This is a genomic window from Lentibacillus salicampi, assembly GCF_004565465.1.
GTDB lineage: Bacteria > Bacillota > Bacilli > Bacillales > Amphibacillaceae > Lentibacillus > Lentibacillus salicampi.
On sequence record NZ_SRHY01000056.1, the window covers coordinates 1 to 18665 of the forward strand.

The window sequence follows — 18665 nt, forward strand, 5'->3', positions numbered from 1 at the left end:
TTGCAACAACAAATGAATGTCCTAATAACTTTACCCAACTTGATGTTCCTGCTCTAACATGGGCTGTATTTGAATCTGTTGGACCATTTCCTGAAACATTACAGGATATCTGGGGGCGTATTTATGCCGAATGGTTCCCCTCTTCTAATTACGAGCAAGTAGAAGGCCCTGAAATTCTATGGAATGAAAACAAGGACACAAGCTCACCGGAATTTAAGAGTGAAATATGGATACCGATCACAGAAAAATAATAATAGTATTTTCAAAACGAGGCGCTTTTCCGTAATAAGATAAGCGTCTTTTTTTCGAAAAGCCTGTTTTTGAAATAATCGGTATTAAGCACAGGGCGCAATTATTGGAACAACAGGGGTCGAGCCTTACCTTTAATTTGATCATATTTGGAAAGAAATAACGACGGAATCTGACAAGCTATTCTTTGAAACCTAAGCATTTGCTTAGGTTTTTTTGCGCGACGGGCAGTCGCACTTAGCGTGAAAAAAAAAATACGCTGAATTAGCTGTTAAAGGATTGGAACACGTTACATAATGTAAACACGATTCTATAAATCCTGGAAGGCAAGTTATCTCGGTGGTGAAAGTCCCCCTGCCAGAGTGCTGATACAACTGGTAAAGACTAATCTAGGGCATTGCCGTGAGGTGGTGTCTGAAGGAGATGCGGAAAATCGAGAGACCCGTAGTCGGACATGCAGACCCTAATGCAGAAGTGTAAAGCGCGGCGGCACGATGAGTTGGTGACCATCCGAAAATAATGGGAAACCCATAAAGATGGCTAGCCAAAGAATCAGCCGACTAGCCATAGCTCACCGTGTGTTGGTGCTGGGTATGTATGGAAGGAAAGTGCAACAACCCCGTGAGGTCTCCATCTTACCAATGTGGGCAGTTAACTATAAGGGAAATCCGAAGTGTTGGCTGTGGGTGGAGAATTCAGACGCCCCCATAGTACAGAAGTAATGTATTGACGAAACGATATGTGAATGGAAGGGGAGGCGACCTCGTGGATCAACACAACTAAATATGTGGAATGTTAACAGATACTGTTACTTCGGTAAAAACAATCTGAAAGAACACGTTGAAAGGTGTGGAATAAGCATTGAATCAGTCACTAGAGTATAAATGGCATAGTATTTATGGCCAAATTCTATTTGACCGCAAGTTAAAGGCAGCTTGGGAAAAAGTGGAGTCAAATGAAGGTGCAGGCGGTATAGATAAGGAAACAATTGATAGCTATCGTTATAGGCTGGACGAAAATCTTGATTCTCTATTACAAAGGTTACGAAATAAAGAATATAAGCCATCACCAGTTAAACGCCAGTACATCAAGAAGAACGGAAAAGATAAACGTCCATTAGGTATACCGACTATTGAAGACCGAATCGTCCAACAAGCAATAGTGGATGTCATTAGTCCAAAATGTGAAAATGAAGTTTTTCACAAATGGTCCTGTGGCTATCGACCAAATAGGGGTCCTGAACGTGTCATGCAAATTATCCTGGCTAGCATAGAACAAGGGTATAATTACATTTATGATGCAGACATTAAAGGGTTCTTCGATAATATTCCACATAAGAAACTGATGAGGATACTAAATAAGTATATCGCGGATGGTACGGTATTAAATATGATTTGGGACTGGCTGAAAGCTGGATACATGGAAGAGGGGAAACACCACAAAACAAATTCTGGAACAGTACAAGGTGGGGTCATATCGCCGCTTTTAGCAAATCTGTTTTTGAATGAATTGGACTGGACATTAGCAGAACACAACATACGCTTTGTCCGATTTGCAGATGATTTCCTTCTTTTCGCCAAGACAAGAGAGGACATTGAAAAAGCTGCTGAAATAACAAAAACAAAGCTGAAAGAATTGGGCCTGCAAATCTCTGCTGAGAAAACAAGGATAGTGGATTTTCATGATGATGACTTCGACTTTATAGGATTCACCTTTGGACATTGGAGAAAACGAAAGAAAGATGGAAAGCCTTACTATACAGCTCAACCCGAACAAAGCACATGGAAAGATTTTCGACAGAAAATCAAATCACAAACGAGAAAGACGCTAACGCTAAGCAAAGAAAAATGGGTAGAGCAACTAAATCCAATTATACGCGGAAAAGTAAACTTCTACCATACAATACACAAAGCTATACAATTAAATGCCCAATATGGCATTGGAAGCCACTGTTTTGATAAAACCTTTGGCAAAGAATTGCAAGCCATTGACGGGTATATAAGAAAAAGGCTTCGTGTAGCAATGATTCATGACCATCCAAATCAAAGAAAAGGGTGGAAAATGACAAAGAAATGGAACAATGAGTTTTTCGCAAGAATTGGACTCGTGCCTGCCTACTGGTACTTTTACCACAAAATCTATGGTTTTACGCTTGAAAGTTATATACAGCGAATGAACCAATCCCAACAAGCCAAACAGAAACGAGCGAAAACAAGAGCAAAAGAAAAAGGTCGGAAATACTTTACTCCTGACCGAATGCGCAAGATAGATGCTGTAAATCGAATGGCCACAGATTGATTTAAACAATGTAACACGCTGGTAAGCCGTATGCCTTAATAGGGCACGTGCGGTTTGATGAGGGGGTAGCCTTGAGAAAGGTTACCCTACTCTATAAATGTGTCCAGCCACTAAACGCCGGTTATGAATGGATTAACGAAATAAGTGTTGAGGTAATTTTTAGGTTGGTTATTTAATAAAATAATTTGTGCTTTACAATAGTGTATGTCATACACTATAATGACTTCAGGAGATGGTTATATGAGCGATGCACATGAACACATAGACAAATTAATGCAGGAACTAAGACGAGGAACCATTACAATTGGCGCGTTAAGCCAGCTTTACGAACCTCAGTATGGATACTCTCTGGTAACAACATTAAAAGAGAAGGGCGTTCAGGTAGAGCCTGGAACATTGTATCCTCTCTTGAGAAGGCTGGAAAAGCAAGGGGTGTTGGAGAGCAAATGGGATACGAATGAGACACGGCCAAGGAAATATTATGTGTTGAGTCAAACTGGAAAAGAAGTATTCGATTTATTACGGAAGGAGTGGCAAAGCATTGTCGAAAGTATGAATAATTTAATGAGGGAAAGAGGGGAATAAGATGGAAATGATTGGCCGGTATGTATATGCGGTTACTAAGAGGCTTCCGGAAGCACAAAGAAAAGATGTAGCGGATGAACTTAGCGGTTTGATAGAAGATATGCTGGAAGAGCGAGTTCAGGGCAGGGAAATTACTGAGGAAGATGTAGAGGGAGTATTACTGGAACTTGGACATCCAAGGACTCTGGCACGGAAATATAGAGGCAGTAAAAAATATGTTATTGGTCCAGAGCTGTATGATTTGTATATGTTGGTTTTAAAGATAGGTTTGATCTCGGCTGTTTCAGTATTTACGATAATTTTCATGATTCAAGTCATTTTAAATCCAATGAATATTCTGGATTACTTTGTCAACTTCATTGTTTCTTTCGTCACAATTATTCCAACGGTTATTGGCTGGACGACATTGGGTTTTGCCCTAGTGGAATATTTCGGTGCAGGAAAATTGGAACATATCCACTTAGATAAAGGGTGGAAGCCATCAAGCCTGGCAGCGGTTCCTGACCCGAAGCGGCAAATTAAACGAAGTGAACCCATTGCAGGGATTATGTTTTATGTGCTGATTATGGTAATTCTGGCATTTTCAAATGATTATTTTGGCATTTGGATCTTTCAAGATGGAGAGTTTTCCGGTATTGTGCCATTTTTAAATGAAGAATCATACGGATTGTTTCTACTGTTGATTCTGATTGTTTTTGGGTTTGGTATTGTGAAGGAATGTTTGAAATTCATGTATGAAAAGTGGACTTTTTCGTTAGTCGGTTTCACGGCAATTGTTAATCTGATATCGATTGCATTGATTTTGTTCATGATTACAAGTGTTCAGTTTTGGAATCCATATTTCATGAATGAGCTCGTACAACATGGTTTTGTAAATGGAGGAAGCGATGATTTTGAGACTGTTCGGATCATTTGGGAACAGAGTACATTTTGGATACTAATCTTCCTTATGTTTGGCTTAGTTTGGGATATTGTTGCCGGATTTATGAAGGTCCGTAAAGCAAAATAAAAACACCTTCAACTACGGTAGTATAACTTCTTAACTGTATTTAATAAGAAATAGTGTCAATATTGCATTAGGACCAGTTTGTTGAAAGTTGCCCCTCAAGGATTGAGGGGCTTGATTTTTGGGTTTTTAAGTCATGATTTTAAGGATTAATCGTATATTACAGCTTTACCTTGTTCACGTAACTTTTTTAAAGATGTAAGCATATGATTTATTTCTTCGTAAGCGTCAAATAAAATACACGTAGGAAACAACGGTCATCCATGCGATAATCTACTTAGAAATCAACCCGGGAGGTTATGCGATGACCCAAAAAGACAAAAGAATAGAATGGAAAGCACGCTACGAAGCCTGGAAAGCAAGCGGGCAAAGTATAGCCGAATGGTGCCGGAGTCAGGAAATCAAAGATCACCAAATGTACTATTGGGTTCAGCAGTTTGAGCATGGTAACCACACGCAGGAAACACCTGTCGAAACACAATGGTTGGCTGTACAAGTTGATGATGAACCATTACCTTCATCGGGGCGAGGTCCTATCTTATTACACTTTGGTGCCATCTCCGTAGAAGTACGACCAGGGGCCAACATGAGCCTACTATCTGATGTTGTTCATGTGCTGCAAAGCCGATGCTAAGGAACCATTCATTTGATCGAGTCTACCTGGCTCGTGGGAGTACTGATTTGCGTAAATCTATTGATGGTCTGGCCGTTATCGTTCAAGAGTGTTTTGAATTAGATCCTTTTTCTCCCTGCCTGTTCGTGTTCTGCAACCGAAAACGAGACAAGCTGAAGATTCTGCAATGGGAGCACAATGGGTTTTGGCTGCATTACCGCAGACTGGAAAAAGGAACTTTCCATTGGCCATCGGAAAAGGAAACAGCACCCATGAATATCAGCCCACGCCAACTTCGTTGGCTGCTGGATGGTTTGCCACTCGAACAGAAACAAGCACACCAGGAAGTAACAGCACGCACCATTCTATAAGACTGTAAGAAACTGAAATATGGAAATACGGGGATTCGACTAGGCAAGTCGGATTCTTTTTCGTATACTTATCTTATGGAAAAAACAGCGCATACATCAATTGAAACAATTGAATATTATAAAGCGCAAAATGAAAAGCTTGAGATGGAAAAAGAAGAGTTGGAGGCCAAACTAAAATGGTACGAAGAACAATTTCGTCTAAGCCAACAACGCAGATTTGGTTCTTCCAGCGAGAAGACCGATTCAGACCAGCTCTCTCTTTTCAATGAGGCCGAAGATACAACTGATTCGACTGTTGAAGAACCAACTGTCGAGTCGATTACATATCAACGCAAGAAACCACGTGGCCAGCGCAAACAAAACCTTGAAAACCTGCCTACAGAAACGATTGAATATCGTCTGTCTGATGAGGAACAGGTCTGTTCGTGTTGCGGTGGGGAGCTACACGATATGAGCACGGAAGTACGTAAAGAATTAAATGTTATTCCTGCACAAGTAAAAGTCGTGGAGCACGTACGCCACGTGTATAGTTGTCGCTACTGCGAACACCATGAAATCGAAACACCTATCGTGACAGCGGAGATGCCAGAACCTGTATTTCCAGGCAGCCTGGCTTCGCCATCCGCTATGGCCTACACCATGACGCAAAAATATGTGGAAGGCATGCCTCTATATCGACAAGAGAAGCACTTAGAGCGTTTCGGTGTATCCATTCCACGCCAGACACTGGCTAATTGGATGGTATATGGCGCCAATACCTGGCTTGAGCTGATTTACAACGAAATGCGTCAGCAATAGGTAAGCATTTGAAGTTATCTCCAGCTTTTCCCCTGCTCCACACAGAGCATGCAGGTTTCCCCGCACTCCGCGTTCCATCTAACAAAATTACTAAATTATAAGTTCCTCGTTACTTCAGTGTTTGAGATTTTTAAATAGCTTCGAGCTTACACTTTTCTCGAAAACGATTAACCTTTTCAATCATTTTTCCCGTAAGTTGAAGCCTTCTCATAAGTTCATCAATCATCTTTTTAGCCTTCGTATGAATTAATTGATGTACATCTTTGTGGATAATGCGAAGGTTATTAAATTGGTCGCTTCCACCTTGGCTTAGCGGCACATAGTGATGGCAATGGACGTTTGATGCTGATAATTCCATGCCTGTAACTTCGCATTTACCCATTTTCATACTGTACCGACTGATTCGGTTATCCATGTATTCAACACTTCGGTTTGGGAGTGTTGATTTCATTAGTATACCGACTTCTCTTTGAATATCGGGGAGTAACTTTTTGTGTATCATTTCCCTGCCTTCTTTGGTGAAAAGAGTCATATTTGGGCTAAATCCCATCGCATTCGCTGTCTTAACATCAGCAAGAGGGAATAGGTATACACCAGCTATTTGGAACGTTTTAAAGTTACAACTATACATCCTTTTATAAGTCGGCGGTGGATTAGCTGGGCGACCATATCTACCTACTGGTCCGAGATGATTGTAAATGAACGCTCTTAAGTCATAGGCAAGACGTGAGAACACCAGATTGACTTTAGTGGCCCTTTTAAAATAATGATGTATTCCCAAGACAAAGCTGTTAAAGAGCAACGCATTAAGAGCCGAAGGCGAAGACTTGATTCTACGAATCAGTCTCTTTGCTTCTTCCTTGATTTTACGTCTTTTATCCGGTTTAATACCGGTACGCGCCACTCTTTTATTACGCGTTCTGTCGGCACGGATAGTGAAGCCCAAGAATTCGGATTCCCGTTTCCGTAAGTTCACAATTTGTGATTTTTCCGGTGAAACATCCAGTTTTAAACGGTCTTTAAGATAAAGCCTAACAGCGTGATACCATTTCTGTGCTGTTTTGGCATTCTTACAAAGAATTTTGAAATCATCCGCATAGCGGATGAGATAACCTTCCTTAAGGTTTGTACGCTTTTTAGCCTGTCTTTCGCCACCCTTAGATTGATAGGATTTGGATAACGGGAAAAATTCCCATTGTCCGGCAACCCATTGGTCAAGGTCATTGAGCACTATGTTTGCCAATAGTGTTGATAATAATCCACCTTATGCAAAGAAAGTAATTATGCAAAGTAATCGATAAAAACGCCTATTATTCAGGTATTATACGTAATTTTCTTTGCATAATATCCGAAAATGATCATAAGAGCTTTATGCTCAAATATCATTTTTGGAGGAATGCCTCATGCAAAAGAAACCATTGACTAAATTGATTCATGAACTGGAGCAGGAAATGTTACGGCTTGGTTATACTCAGGGGACCATGCAGTTCTATCGCAGAAGATGGCAAATGCTACTTCAATTTGCTCAGGAACGAGATGAAACCTATTATACGGAACGATTGGGCATTGATTTTATTGAAAAGCATTTTCAAATTCTTGAAAATGATTTCGAACGCAAGTTATCGCAGCCAGAAACACAAGAACTGCGTGTTATCCGGATGATTGGTAACTTTCAGTTACACCGTACTATTTTACGACGATATTATAAGCACAAGGAAATTTTGACAAATCCCTATTATGTTGAGTTAAGCCATCGGTTTAAGCAATATTGCGAGAATCAAAATTACTCTAAGGTGACTGTCAACCATTATGTCAAACAGTCAGAACGGTTTATGGATTACCTTGTCTCCCAATCTGTAAGAGAGTGTAAAGATATCGACCTCACTCTAATTAACAACTATATCAAAACATTGGCTGGTTACACCTACAAAACAGTGGAACAAGTTATTTGTTCGATACGTGCTTTTTTTCGTTTTCTTTTGGATGTCGGTGAAACAGATAAAGATTTTGCTTCAAAAACACCAATGATTCAAGCGAGAAAACAAACACGTATCCCATCTGTTTGGACAAAGGATGAATTAAAGAAATTGATCGCTGCCATTGATAAAGGAAGCCGGAAAGGCAAACGTGATTATGCCATTATTTTGATGGCAAGTGTTCTAGGCTTGCGTTGTACAGATATTAAAAATTTGAAAATGGATCACTTCCGATGGGAAGAAAAGCAGTTAGTCTTTACACAATCCAAGACAAGAGAACCCATATCTCTTCCCCTGACACCGGAGGTGGGCTGGGCCGTGATAGATTATCTCAAATACGGACGACCAAACATAGAAAGTCCTTACCTATTCGTCAAACATATGGCGCCATTTGGTCCATTTTCGGAAGCCGATCATTTACATCAGCTGATTAGTAGATACATGGAACAAGCTCGTATCCCAAAGTTGAAAAAGCGAAGAGGTATGCATTCTCTACGACATACCATGGCCAGTATGCTTCTGGAAAAAGAAACGCCACTTTCCACTATTTCAGATATTCTTGGACATGTTGATACGAACTCAACGGCTGTCTATCTGAAGACGGACATCGAAAAGCTGAAAGAATGTGCGCTTGATTTTGATGAGGTATCCAGCTATGAGTAATATCCAATACAAAGGTCCTTTTAAAGAACATATTCAAAATCATATAGAATTGAAACAAGCAGTTGGATATAAATATGACACAGATACTCGCCATCTTAAACGTTTCGACCGATTCACATTTGAAAAGTACCCTGATGCAATCGATTTAACAAAGGAAATTGTATTGGATTGGTGCGGTAAAAAAACGTATGAGACTCAGGCTAATCGATCCTCACGTGCATCATTCATGCGCCAGTTTGCAAAGTATATGGATTCTGTTGGAGCGAATGCTTACATCCTGCCTAAAGGATATTTTCCAAAGGGGCAACAATATACTCCGTATATTTATACAACAGATGAACTAACTAAGTTCTTTACTGAAACTGAGAAATGCAAGTACTGTTACGAATGTCCATATCGACATCTTATTATGCCTGTATTTTTCCGAATGATTTACATGTGTGGACTGCGATTATCAGAAGCACGACTTTTAAAAGTGGCTGACGTTGATCTTAAAAACGGTATTCTCATCGTCCATCAATCGAAGAAAGATAACAGTAGAATGATACCTATGTCAAGATCTCTAACTGAACGCTGTCGGCATTATTCGGATAAGGTACACTATTTTTCAGAAGTCGAAAACTATTACTTCCCAGCTTTTGGTGGAAAACCGATGACCATAGGGAATGTATATAAGAACTTCCGCAAATTTCTGTGGGGCGCCGATATCTCACATGGTGGTAGAGGGAAAGGTCCTCGTATTTATGATTTTCGCCACACTTATGCCGTTCACTGCTTGAAAAAATGGACAGAACAGGAAAAAGATTTAACAGCTTATTTTCCGTTATTGAAAACATATATGGGACACGATACGTTCGAAGAAACCGCCTATTACTTGCGCATGACTGCCGATGTGTTTCCGAATATTACCTTAAGATTGGAAGCACAATTTCCGAAGGTGATTCCGGAACTGGGAGGCGATGCGGTTGAAACCAACTGATTTTGCCAAACACCTTACTGACTTTCTTTCGAGTTACTTGCCGTCCCAGAAAAATGTGAGTAAAAACACCATTCATTCCTATCGGGACACATTTAAACTCTTAATTAAGTATTGCCAAGAAACGAAAAGTATACCAGCAGAACGAATAACGATGAGTGTTGTTTCGAGTGACTTACTAGTAGAATTCCTGGAATGGTTGGAGGAGGACCGAAAATGCGGCATTTCGACTCGAAACCAAAGACTTTCCGCAATTCACTCCTTTTTCCGGTACGTTCAGGCTGAAGAGCCCGCTGGGCTATTTCACTTCCAAAAAGTCATCGCCATTCCCACTAAAAAGGTAAAGAAAACAATGGTGGAGCACCTGACGCCTGAGGCAATGAAATTTCTTTTGGAGCAACCAAATAAAAACTGCCTAAAAGGCCGGCGTAACCTAACACTCATGAGTGTGTTGTATGATACAGGAGCAAGGGTACAGGAACTTATTGATATTACTGTCGGAGATGTCATTCTGGAGGCACCAGCCGTCATTGTATTAAACGGAAAAGGAAATAAGATAAGACGTGTACCTCTCATGAAAAATACGGTATCGTTATTGGAGCACTATATTGTTGAACATCAGCTCGATAAACCATGGAAAAATAAGTATCCTTTATTCTCTAACAACCAACATAACAAGCTTACCAAGGAAGGAATAGCTTATATTATTTCAAAATATGTGGCAGAAGCACAAAAGACTTCTACTATTATATCTACAAAAGTAAAACCACATATGTTTCGCCACTCGAAAGCTATGCATTTACTGCAAGCTGGCGTCAACTTAATATACATTCGTGATTTCCTTGGCCATGTGGATTTAAAAACAACTGAAATCTATGCTAGAACGGATACGGAGACGAAAAGAAAGGCTATTGAAAATGCTTACCCAGATTTGATTAATAGCGATCTTCCAGATTGGAATAGGGATCAAGCGCTTCTTTCTTGGCTTTCTGAATTAAAGTAAAACAGATATTATGCAAAGTAAATGGAAGAAGAGTCCTTTATCCATAGGCATTTTGAAGTTTACTTTGCATAACGGAATACTTTGCATAAGGTGGCTTATGCAAAGCTTCGCATAAGCCGCCCTGGGGTACGCCCCCTGAAGGTGTGCCTTCCCCATCAATTTCGGCTTTCAGCATTTTGCCAATGCAGGCTAATACTTTTCTGTCTTGAATACCCATGTTCCACAGTTGCTTTATAAGCAATGTGTGGTTAATATGGTCAAAGAAACTTTTAATATCAACATCAACCACAAAATGAAAGTGGGATAGATTGATAAGTTGTTGGATTCTTGCCATGGCATGGTGAGTTGAACGGAGTGGTCTGAATCCATAACTATGGTTATAGAATTTAGCTTCCGCAATTGGTTCAAGCACTTGTTTAAAACTTTGTTGGATGATTCGGTCCAACATACAAGGAATACCGAGTGGCCTCCACTTTCCGTTGCCTTTATCAACCCATTTCCGTCTGACTTTCTTTGGGCGATAATTTCCTAATTGCCTTTGCACTTCCATCACCAATTTTTCTTCGGGCCACTTTTTCATGTCATAAATAGTATTTCCATCGGTTCCAGGTGTTTTAGAACCCTTGTTTGTTTTAATGGTACGATAAGCGAGTAAAATATTTTCTCTGGATGTAATGACATCGTAAAGATGAGAAAAAGATTGTTGTTTCAAGCTTTTATCGTACAAATCCGTAAATGTCTCCGTCATTCCGTAGTAATCCCAATATCGTAAAGCTTGCACTGTGGCATCGCTCCTTTCGGAGTGATGTTCCCACGTTCTTACCAGACCGGTGCAACGCACGTATGGAAAATAATCTTTCATTCCGCTAGACTTGGGGCTATTCCTCCACTCCCGTTACAGGAGGTTCATCAGTCATGCCCCTACCCTCAAAAGGATAAATACCTTTCAGCATAAGCCTTATGGTAACCGTTTAGGGTGACAGCCCTTGTTTCAACGTTCCTAGTTTTCCAAGTCCCTTACAACCTAGCTATCCGTACTGAACTTAGGTGTTCCCCTGTAAGCCTGTGAGCTGAATACCGCCATTGTTCGGTATAGCGTGTTTCAGAGGGCGCATTTTTACTTCACACCACTCACGCCATCGTAAAATGGCCTATAGGTTTCCCAATAGTCAATCTTTAGACCCGTACATTCGGTTATTCGTCAGTTCCATTTCTGTTGGAACCATTCTCACCATATCCAGTTTTTCAGCCGCGCGGCATATCCCTCAGCATACCTTCTCTTAAAGAGTGGCTTCAGCCTTCGTTCTGCCGAATCTACCTGTACTTCAAACCCCATAATCTGTCATTCATGACGCAAGCAGGAGTATTGGCGGGATGGTTTCGGGAAACTTGGTTCCGTCATTCCCATCCTCAGTTGTAACGTTAAGATTATGATTTTTTTATAACCTACTGTTTTTCACGTTTAAGCACGCTTATAACAGAACTTGTCGATCGACGCCCGATTATTGGAGCTGGACATTGCACACGCAGATGAGACAACATTACAAGTTTTATCCGAGCCGGAACGGCCCGCAACATCGACTTCCTACATGTGGTTGTATCGTTCCGGACAGGCTGATGTGCCAATCGTCCTGTATGATTATCAGCAAACTCGGGCTGGCAAACATCCCCGCCGATTTCTGGAAGGTTTTCAGGGATATCTGCATGTAGACGGCTACCCCGGCTACAACGGCCTGCCTGATGTTGTCCTAGTCGGGTGCTGGGCGCATGCGCGCCGTAAATTTACAGAAGCGCTACAGGCATTGCCTGAATCCGCAGCCACTACGGCTGTAAAAGCGAAAGAAGGTTTGGCCTTCTGTAATAAGCTTTTTGATATTGAACGTGAATTAAAGGACGAAAATCCTCAAGAACGCTATGAAAAGCGTTTAGAACGCAGCCAGCCCGTGCTGGAGGCTTTTTTGGCATGGCTTCAAGAACAAACGCCACGTGTGCTACCAAAAAGTGGCCTTGGCAAAGCAATCAAATACTGTCGTAAACAATGGGAACATTTAGAGGCATTTTTAGGGGATGGCCGTCTGGAAATTGATAATAACCGTGCTGAACGATCCATCAAGCCTTTTGTGGTCGGTAGAAAAAATTGGCTTTTCAGCAATACCGCAAAGGGAGCAAGATCCAGTGCGATTATCTATAGTATCGTGGAAACAGCTAAGGAAAATGGATTGAATCCATTCCACTATCTCAGTTATCTGTTTGAAGAACTTCCCAATGTAGATACGACAGATAAGGAGCAGTTGGCACAATTCCTGCCATGGTCATCAACGCTTCCACGGAAATGCCACGTTCCAAATAAATCTAAATAAAGCATACATGAAATCCCCATCTATATATAGGTGGGGATTATTTTACGCTTACATTTCTTCGTCGGAATGTCTTTCCCATGAACCTAATTCAGCTATTATTTTCAAAGGAGATTTAGACCTATAAGAACGTGTTGGATTTCCGGGAAATCTTTTGTCAGTTACGTTTGGATCATTTTCAAAATCACCTAATGGTTCTATAATATAAATTCTTTCTTTTGATTTAGATGTTGCTAGTTCAGCCCCCCATTTAGCAGCATCTAATGTTGCAGTAAAATATATATAGTTGGATTTTTTGTCTTGGTAATTTGATAAGCGTTGTGGTTCTAATAAATCTCCAATTTTTAGTTCTGCTTTAGTACCATGAAAAAAAGGACCATTATCTAAGACATCTTTTTTGTCAATCATACTTATAAACCTCTCATATTTTTAGATTTGTATATAACAGTATAGTATGCGAATTTTAGAAAGTGTAGTCTATATATAATTTATGAATAATAGTACAATGAAAGTAGAGGGCATAATACCGAACGATAATTAGGTGCTACTGAATAACTAAAAAAAGCAGTTTCCACAAGGATTTCGTCCTTTTTTGTCGAAGTAATATGCAAGGGAAGTAACGTGTGGAGACCAAAAAACCTTGCAGTTGGAGGACGAAAACCATGTATAATCATTCTGAACGCCAAATTATGTTGCCGGGAGATTTCTTTCTCCCGTTTGGTGGGGAGTTAAACCCCAAAAATCGCTGGGTGGTTCTGGCCAATCTCATTCCATGGTGGAAAGCGGAAGAACGCTACAAAAAACAACTGAAGGATCTGAACCAAGGAGCCCAAGCTAACTCGATTCGTCTTGCTTTGGGTTCCATCATCGTAAAAGAACGTCTGGGTACGAGTGACGCGGAAACGGTCGAACAGATTATGGAAAACCCATACCTGCAATACTTCATCGGGTTGCCGGAATTTCAATATGAGGCACCTTTTCATGCGTCGAGTATGACCCATTTCCGCAAGCGAATCCCTCAAGAGATGGTCAATCAGGTGAACGAGTGGATTGTGGAAGAACAACAAGTAAACAACGACCAAGATGATGAAGATTCTTCAGGCGGGGGAAGCGATGATTCTCTTGATGAGACAACCAACAATCAGAAAAAAGACCGGGATGCGCCCCGTCACCATCAAGGCAAGCTTCTAATGGACGCCACTTGTGCACCGGCTGATATCACCTATCCAACTGATTTGAAGCTTTTAAATGAAGGTCGTGAAAAGCTGGAATCGATGATTGATGTACTCCACGCCCCCTTTTGCGGCCTACAAGAGAAGCCAAGAACATACCGAAAAAAAGCCCGTAAAGACTATCTGGCCCTCGCCAAACAGAAGAAGCCGTCTAGACGCAAGCTGCGGAAAGGGATTAAGAAGCAGTTGAACTACGTGAAAAGAGACCTAAACTATCTTCAAACTCTTGTTAAGCAAGGTGGATTGGAACGTCTCAATTCTAAGCAATATCGGGATCTTTTCGTGATACAGGAACTCTATCGCCAGCAGAAGCAGATGTTTATGACCAAGATCCACCGTATCGATGATCGTATCGTAAGCATTTCCCAGCCACATGTTCGTCCGATTGTTCGTGGCAAAACGCATACGAACGTGGAGTTTGGTGCGAAGCTTTCCCTGAGCCTTGTCGACGGCTGGGCTTTTCTAGATAACCTCAGTTGGGATGCTTATCATGAGGGCGGCGACTTACCCGCATCGGTCGAGAGATACTTGAGTCGAAACGGGTGCTACCCTGAAGCTGTACTGGCTGATCAGATTTATCTAACCCGTGATAACCGGCGATACTGTAAAGAACGGGGTATTCGGTTAAGTGGCCCAAAGCTCGGTCGTCCGCCTAAAAATGAAGACAAAGAACAGAAACGGATCGCGTACCAGGATGCATCGGAACGGAATGCCATGGAAGGTAAGTTCGGTGAAGCAAAACGCATCTATGGGCTCGGTCTTATTCAAGCGCGTCTTCAGCAGACAAGTGAATCGGTTATCGCTCTCCAGGTCCTTAATCTGAACCTCTCAAGGGCACTTCGAGAGCTTTCCTTTTTATTTTTTTCTTTTCGTTGGCCAATCCATTCCAGAATCGAAAAAATGACCTTTTAATTTCAGATAAAGTATCGGGTTATTCAGTAACCCCTAATTACCAATTATTAGTTTTTAATTGGCAGTCAACATTTTTCGTTGCTGAAGTTTTTATGGACTGACATATGGTTTTGTATTTAAAAAGTGATATTAAGCAAACGGGCGCCATTCTGGAATAAACCCTGGCACCTAATCCTGTGGAAAAGGGCCAGTTAACTTTAAGGGGGGTTAAAGAAATGAATAAGCATCACCAAAATATCATTGCAATATTTTTCATTGTGATTATCTCCTTGTTTTTATTTGCTTACTGGTTTGATATAAGCTTTGGATATGGTCAAATGTCTTTAATTTTAGCTGGAGGATATGGTATATACCTCAACTTTAAAGCAATAAAGGAAGAGCAAAAACCAACGTAAGGAATCTACCGCAAACGGGCGCCATTCCGGAATAAGAATTGCGTTCTTTTCTCCTGAGAGTGAACCATTTTGGGGAGTAGAATATGTTAAAATTTAAGTAGGTCATTGACCAAAACCAATGGTTAAAGGAGATCTTGAAAATGCCGTGGTCAGATATTAGCTCATTATTAATTATAATTGCACTTGCGTGTTGGTGCTTTAGTTTAATGCGTAAAAACGACGCTTTAAAACGAGAAAACAACAGACTGTTAAAGAAAACTGGGGAATATGAAGATATAAAAAGTGAAGCAAAGGAAATATTAAGCACTTCAACTGAGGTAAAGGCCGTTAAATCATTAAGAGAGAAATATGGTTTGTCTTTGGTAGATGCAAAAAAAGTTGTGGATTCAGTAAAATAGAGTTGCTGGCATTTAAACAATCGGGCGCAGTTGGGGAATAAAGACCAGCGCCCAAATGCCATTGCAGGGCACGTTTATGTAACACGGTAAGGTAGAAGGGAACAAGTACCTGTCAGTTAGAGCATCGTTATTTGGTTCGTGCATAATACGGTTCATGAGCATACTGCTTAATAAAGTTATGTGCAGTCTGCTAGAATATATTCGAGAATGATAAAGGGAGGAAGTGCTATATGAGTCGACACATTGCAGTCCTTGTAACAGACATGGTAGAAGAAATTGAATTAACTGATCCTGTGAAAGCTTACAAAGAGGCTGGGCATACGGTAGATATTATCAGTAATGAAGCAAAAAAAACCATCAATGGCAAAAATGGAGACGAAATACAAGCGGATAGAGGCATAGATGAAGTAAATGCAAACGATTATGATGCATTACTCGTACCTGGCGGGTTTTCTCCTGACTTACTACGTATTAATCCGAAGAATAGTGAGTTTGCGAAAACATTTTTCCAAGACAATAAACCCATATTTTCAATTTGCCATGGTCCACAGTTTCTCGTTAATACAGACCAACTAAAAGGTAGAGAGCTAACAAGTTTTGTTTCCGTAAGAAAAGACTTGGAAAATGCAGGAGCAACTGTAAAAGATGAAGAAGTAATCGTAGATGGAAACCTTGTAACAAGCAGAACACCTGATGATCTTCCTGCATTCAATCGCGAATCTCTAAAGCTTTTAGAAAAATAATTTGTCAATCGTATAGGGGGGCTGTTAATCATGCAGCCTCTCTTTATTTTTTATTTGATAATAGACAAAGCGCTCATGCCCATCTGCCATGATCTTCGTCAAACGGGCGCGATTCCCTAATAAGGAAATCGTGTTACAATCGCATATAAGGGTCAGATTGTTTCAAATAAATCATCTAAGGTATTAATGGTAATTTAACAAGAAAGTACAGTACCTTATATAAGATTAATGTAAATAAAATAAGAGGAAATAATTATTATGAAAGAAATACTCACAAATTTATCGTTTGTTTCAGTAATATTAACCTCAATTTCATCAATAGCAGCCGTGTTAACAGTTTATTTCTCTTATAAGGCAATAAAAGTTAATAGAGAACTTTTTGATCAAAATAAAAAAGCAGAGGAACAAAGATTATTACCACTTTTTGATATCGATCGAAATTATAAACGATTAGATGAAACAGGGACATTTATTGAAAACCCAAATCCCGATGAGATTGCCACGGTAAGTTTTGTAAACATAAATTCTAGTCCGATTGCAAATATAAGACTTACAGATGGAGTAGTTTTTAATAATAACACTGATACAGAACCATTATTAACATCAAAGTATATACGGGCATATAACTTTGGCACCAAGGGTATAATGGTTCAGCTTATTAAAGAAGAATTAAAAGAAAAGAAATTTAAAATAAATATTAAGTATTCAATTCAAACTAATAAGACATATATGACAGAAATTATTATACTAGTTAGTAATTTTAAAGATGTATTTTATTTTACTATAGAAGAGCAAAATCATATAAATGTTTAAAAAAGTAAAAAGTAATTAACCAAAACAAATAGATGCTAGGTGTATAGAAAGTGTAATAAAAGGGAAATACACATTTTTTCTGTGATAAAATGAAGACAACTTATTCCACTATACCAGCCAATAGCAGAAAAGACTATTCCATTATCGGGCGCCATTCCGGAATAAAATAGGTATCTTAATTTTTGTAATAATTACTGCACAGGACTAGTTGTTTTTGAATAATTGGTTTTAGCGATAGGGTCGAATAATAAAAATAATTGGGCTTATTAATAGGTGGTTCTGGAACGGAGGGGAATATTTTGGCTAAAATCAGAGGGGCATTAGAGAAAGAAGCAGCAATTTTAAGTGATATTGCAATTGAATCAAAAGCATACTGGGATTACAGCAAGGAGTTTATAAAAGCGTGTAAGGATGTTTTAACGATAAACAAACAATACATTCAAGAGAATCACGTTTATGTTTTAGAAGACCAAGAAGAATTGGTCGGCTTCTTTTCCTTTGAAAGAGACGAGGTGGATAGTCTAGATTTCTTTTACATCCTTCCGGAATTCATAGGAAAAGGCTTTGGCAGGGTGATGTGGAACAATGTGATTCAAAAAGCCCAAGAACAGGGAATAAAGAGCTTTACCATTGATAGTGACCCATATGCAAAAGGATTTTATGAAAAAATGGGAGCCAAACAAATTGGTCAGGTTCCATCTACGGTTTTTAAAGATCGCTCGCTCCCCTTGATGAAAATTACTATCGGTTGAGCATCTTACACAATAGGGCGCCATTCCGGAATAAAGGGCAGCCTCCAATTTGTTAGGACTGTCTGCGTAAAAACGATGATTTATAGAAAGGGTCAATGTTATGGGGTTTTGGTATTTACTATTGCTTTTGACAGGTATTATTCTAATTATTGTAGGTCTTATGAAAAAAGGTGTGTCTGCGGCCGTTAAAGCAGTCATTTTGTTGTTTGTTATTGGGGTCCTATTCATTGTTGCTTCGTTAGTTTTATTGATGCCTGGTAGTTCCGATTTAATTGCAGAACTTTTAAGGTTGGAGTAATTGATGTTTAATATTAAAGCAATACGAACGGGCCATTTTGCGGAATAACTGTACATATTGACAAACCAAAATCTAAGAGTAAAATGCATCCAATATACGTATAGGCTCTCGGAGTTTCCGGAGTGAAAATTAAGGAATTGTTAAAAATTCACTGGAAATAGGTGATGATTTTCTTAAATGGATATTGTTTTCATGCCATTTTCAAAAAAAGGCATGCCAAATAAGCC

At 39.8% G+C, this 18665-nt stretch carries 18 protein-coding genes and 3 pseudogenes; 17 read left to right on the forward strand and 4 right to left on the reverse strand.

Features of this window, described 5'->3' with window-relative positions; all coding sequences use genetic code 11:
- The 7 genes and pseudogenes from E4U82_RS17985 to E4U82_RS18020 all read left to right on the forward strand — a co-directional run.
- Positions 1-251: GyrI-like domain-containing protein (locus tag E4U82_RS17985; protein WP_209300600.1), on the forward strand; the 251-nt coding region annotated here is incomplete at its 5' end.
- A gap of 859 nt (positions 252-1110) precedes the next feature.
- Positions 1111-2547, forward strand: coding sequence for a group II intron reverse transcriptase/maturase (gene ltrA / locus E4U82_RS17990; RefSeq protein WP_135111597.1), 1437 nt, complete (start codon positions 1111-1113; stop codon positions 2545-2547).
- 240 nt (positions 2548-2787) lie between these two features.
- Positions 2788-3132, forward strand: coding sequence for a PadR family transcriptional regulator (locus tag E4U82_RS17995; protein ID WP_135111598.1), 345 nt, complete (start codon positions 2788-2790; stop codon positions 3130-3132).
- 1 nt (position 3133) lies between these two features.
- Positions 3134-4141, forward strand: coding sequence for a hypothetical protein (locus E4U82_RS18000; RefSeq protein ID WP_135111599.1), 1008 nt, complete (start codon positions 3134-3136; stop codon positions 4139-4141).
- Positions 4142-4442: 301 nt separating this feature from the next.
- Positions 4443-4772, forward strand: coding sequence for an IS66 family insertion sequence element accessory protein TnpA (gene tnpA, locus E4U82_RS18010; protein ID WP_135111600.1), 330 nt, complete (start codon positions 4443-4445; stop codon positions 4770-4772).
- Positions 4766-5122, forward strand: a complete 357-nt coding sequence (gene tnpB / locus E4U82_RS18015) for an IS66 family insertion sequence element accessory protein TnpB (RefSeq protein ID WP_135111601.1) — start codon at positions 4766-4768, stop codon at positions 5120-5122. The genes tnpA and tnpB overlap by 7 nt, the downstream gene beginning before the upstream one ends.
- Before the next feature lie 75 nt (positions 5123-5197).
- A pseudogene (locus E4U82_RS18020) lies at positions 5198-5914 on the forward strand (transposase); the annotation flags it as partial.
- Between the two features lie 136 nt (positions 5915-6050).
- On the opposite strand, the gene E4U82_RS20545 reads toward E4U82_RS18020, so the two are convergent.
- Both E4U82_RS20545 and E4U82_RS20550 read right to left on the reverse strand, forming a co-directional pair.
- Positions 6051-6551 (reverse strand): HNH endonuclease, encoded by a 501-nt coding sequence (locus tag E4U82_RS20545; RefSeq protein ID WP_342447746.1) that lies wholly within the window; start codon positions 6549-6551, stop codon positions 6051-6053.
- Positions 6552-6863: 312 nt separating this feature from the next.
- Positions 6864-7172, reverse strand: a pseudogene (locus tag E4U82_RS20550) (reverse transcriptase domain-containing protein); the annotation flags it as partial.
- A gap of 151 nt (positions 7173-7323) precedes the next feature.
- Between E4U82_RS20550 and E4U82_RS18035 the strand changes: the two are divergent.
- From E4U82_RS18035 to E4U82_RS18045, 3 genes are read left to right on the forward strand one after another with little or no spacing between them, the layout of a single operon-like run.
- On the forward strand, positions 7324-8559 hold the full coding sequence (locus E4U82_RS18035) for a site-specific integrase (protein WP_135111602.1): 1236 nt from the start codon (positions 7324-7326) through the stop codon (positions 8557-8559).
- Complete coding sequence (locus E4U82_RS18040; protein ID WP_135111603.1) at positions 8552-9538, forward strand: tyrosine-type recombinase/integrase; 987 nt, start codon at positions 8552-8554, stop codon at positions 9536-9538. The genes E4U82_RS18035 and E4U82_RS18040 overlap by 8 nt, the downstream gene beginning before the upstream one ends.
- Entirely contained in the window at positions 9519-10538 is a 1020-nt protein-coding gene (locus tag E4U82_RS18045) for a site-specific integrase (RefSeq protein ID WP_342447745.1), read from the forward strand. The genes E4U82_RS18040 and E4U82_RS18045 overlap by 20 nt, the downstream gene beginning before the upstream one ends.
- 37 nt (positions 10539-10575) lie before the next feature.
- On the opposite strand, the gene E4U82_RS18050 is transcribed toward E4U82_RS18045, so the two are convergent.
- Positions 10576-11319 (reverse strand): reverse transcriptase domain-containing protein, encoded by a 744-nt coding sequence (locus tag E4U82_RS18050; RefSeq protein WP_425339540.1) that lies wholly within the window; start codon positions 11317-11319, stop codon positions 10576-10578.
- Positions 11320-12040: 721 nt separating this feature from the next.
- On the opposite strand from E4U82_RS18050, the pseudogene tnpC reads away from it, so the two are divergent.
- Positions 12041-12898, forward strand: a pseudogene (gene tnpC, locus E4U82_RS18055) (IS66 family transposase); the annotation flags it as partial.
- 48 nt (positions 12899-12946) lie between these two features.
- Here tnpC and arr read toward each other — a convergent pair.
- On the reverse strand, positions 12947-13303 hold the full coding sequence (gene arr, locus E4U82_RS18060; RefSeq protein ID WP_135111607.1) for an NAD(+)--rifampin ADP-ribosyltransferase: 357 nt from the start codon (positions 13301-13303) through the stop codon (positions 12947-12949).
- Positions 13304-13557: 254 nt separating this feature from the next.
- Between arr and E4U82_RS18065 the strand changes: the two genes are divergently transcribed.
- The 6 genes from E4U82_RS18065 (at position 13558) to E4U82_RS18090 (ending at position 18140) form a co-directional block, all read left to right on the forward strand.
- Complete coding sequence (locus E4U82_RS18065) at positions 13558-15039, forward strand: IS5 family transposase (protein ID WP_135111608.1); 1482 nt, start codon at positions 13558-13560, stop codon at positions 15037-15039.
- Between the two features lie 215 nt (positions 15040-15254).
- Positions 15255-15434, forward strand: coding sequence for a hypothetical protein (locus tag E4U82_RS18070; protein WP_135111610.1), 180 nt, complete (start codon positions 15255-15257; stop codon positions 15432-15434).
- A 140-nt stretch (positions 15435-15574) separates the two neighbouring features.
- Positions 15575-15832: a hypothetical protein gene (locus E4U82_RS18075; RefSeq protein WP_010530516.1), complete on the forward strand. Its 258-nt coding sequence runs from the start codon at positions 15575-15577 to the stop codon at positions 15830-15832.
- Between the two features lie 230 nt (positions 15833-16062).
- Entirely contained in the window at positions 16063-16575 is a 513-nt protein-coding gene (locus E4U82_RS18080) for a type 1 glutamine amidotransferase domain-containing protein (RefSeq protein WP_010530576.1), read from the forward strand.
- A gap of 258 nt (positions 16576-16833) precedes the next feature.
- Entirely contained in the window at positions 16834-17388 is a 555-nt protein-coding gene (locus tag E4U82_RS18085) for a hypothetical protein (RefSeq protein WP_135111612.1), read from the forward strand.
- Positions 17389-17687: 299 nt separating this feature from the next.
- Positions 17688-18140 (forward strand): GNAT family N-acetyltransferase, encoded by a 453-nt coding sequence (locus E4U82_RS18090; RefSeq protein WP_135111614.1) that lies wholly within the window; start codon positions 17688-17690, stop codon positions 18138-18140.
- The last annotated feature ends 525 nt before the right edge of the window (positions 18141-18665 follow it).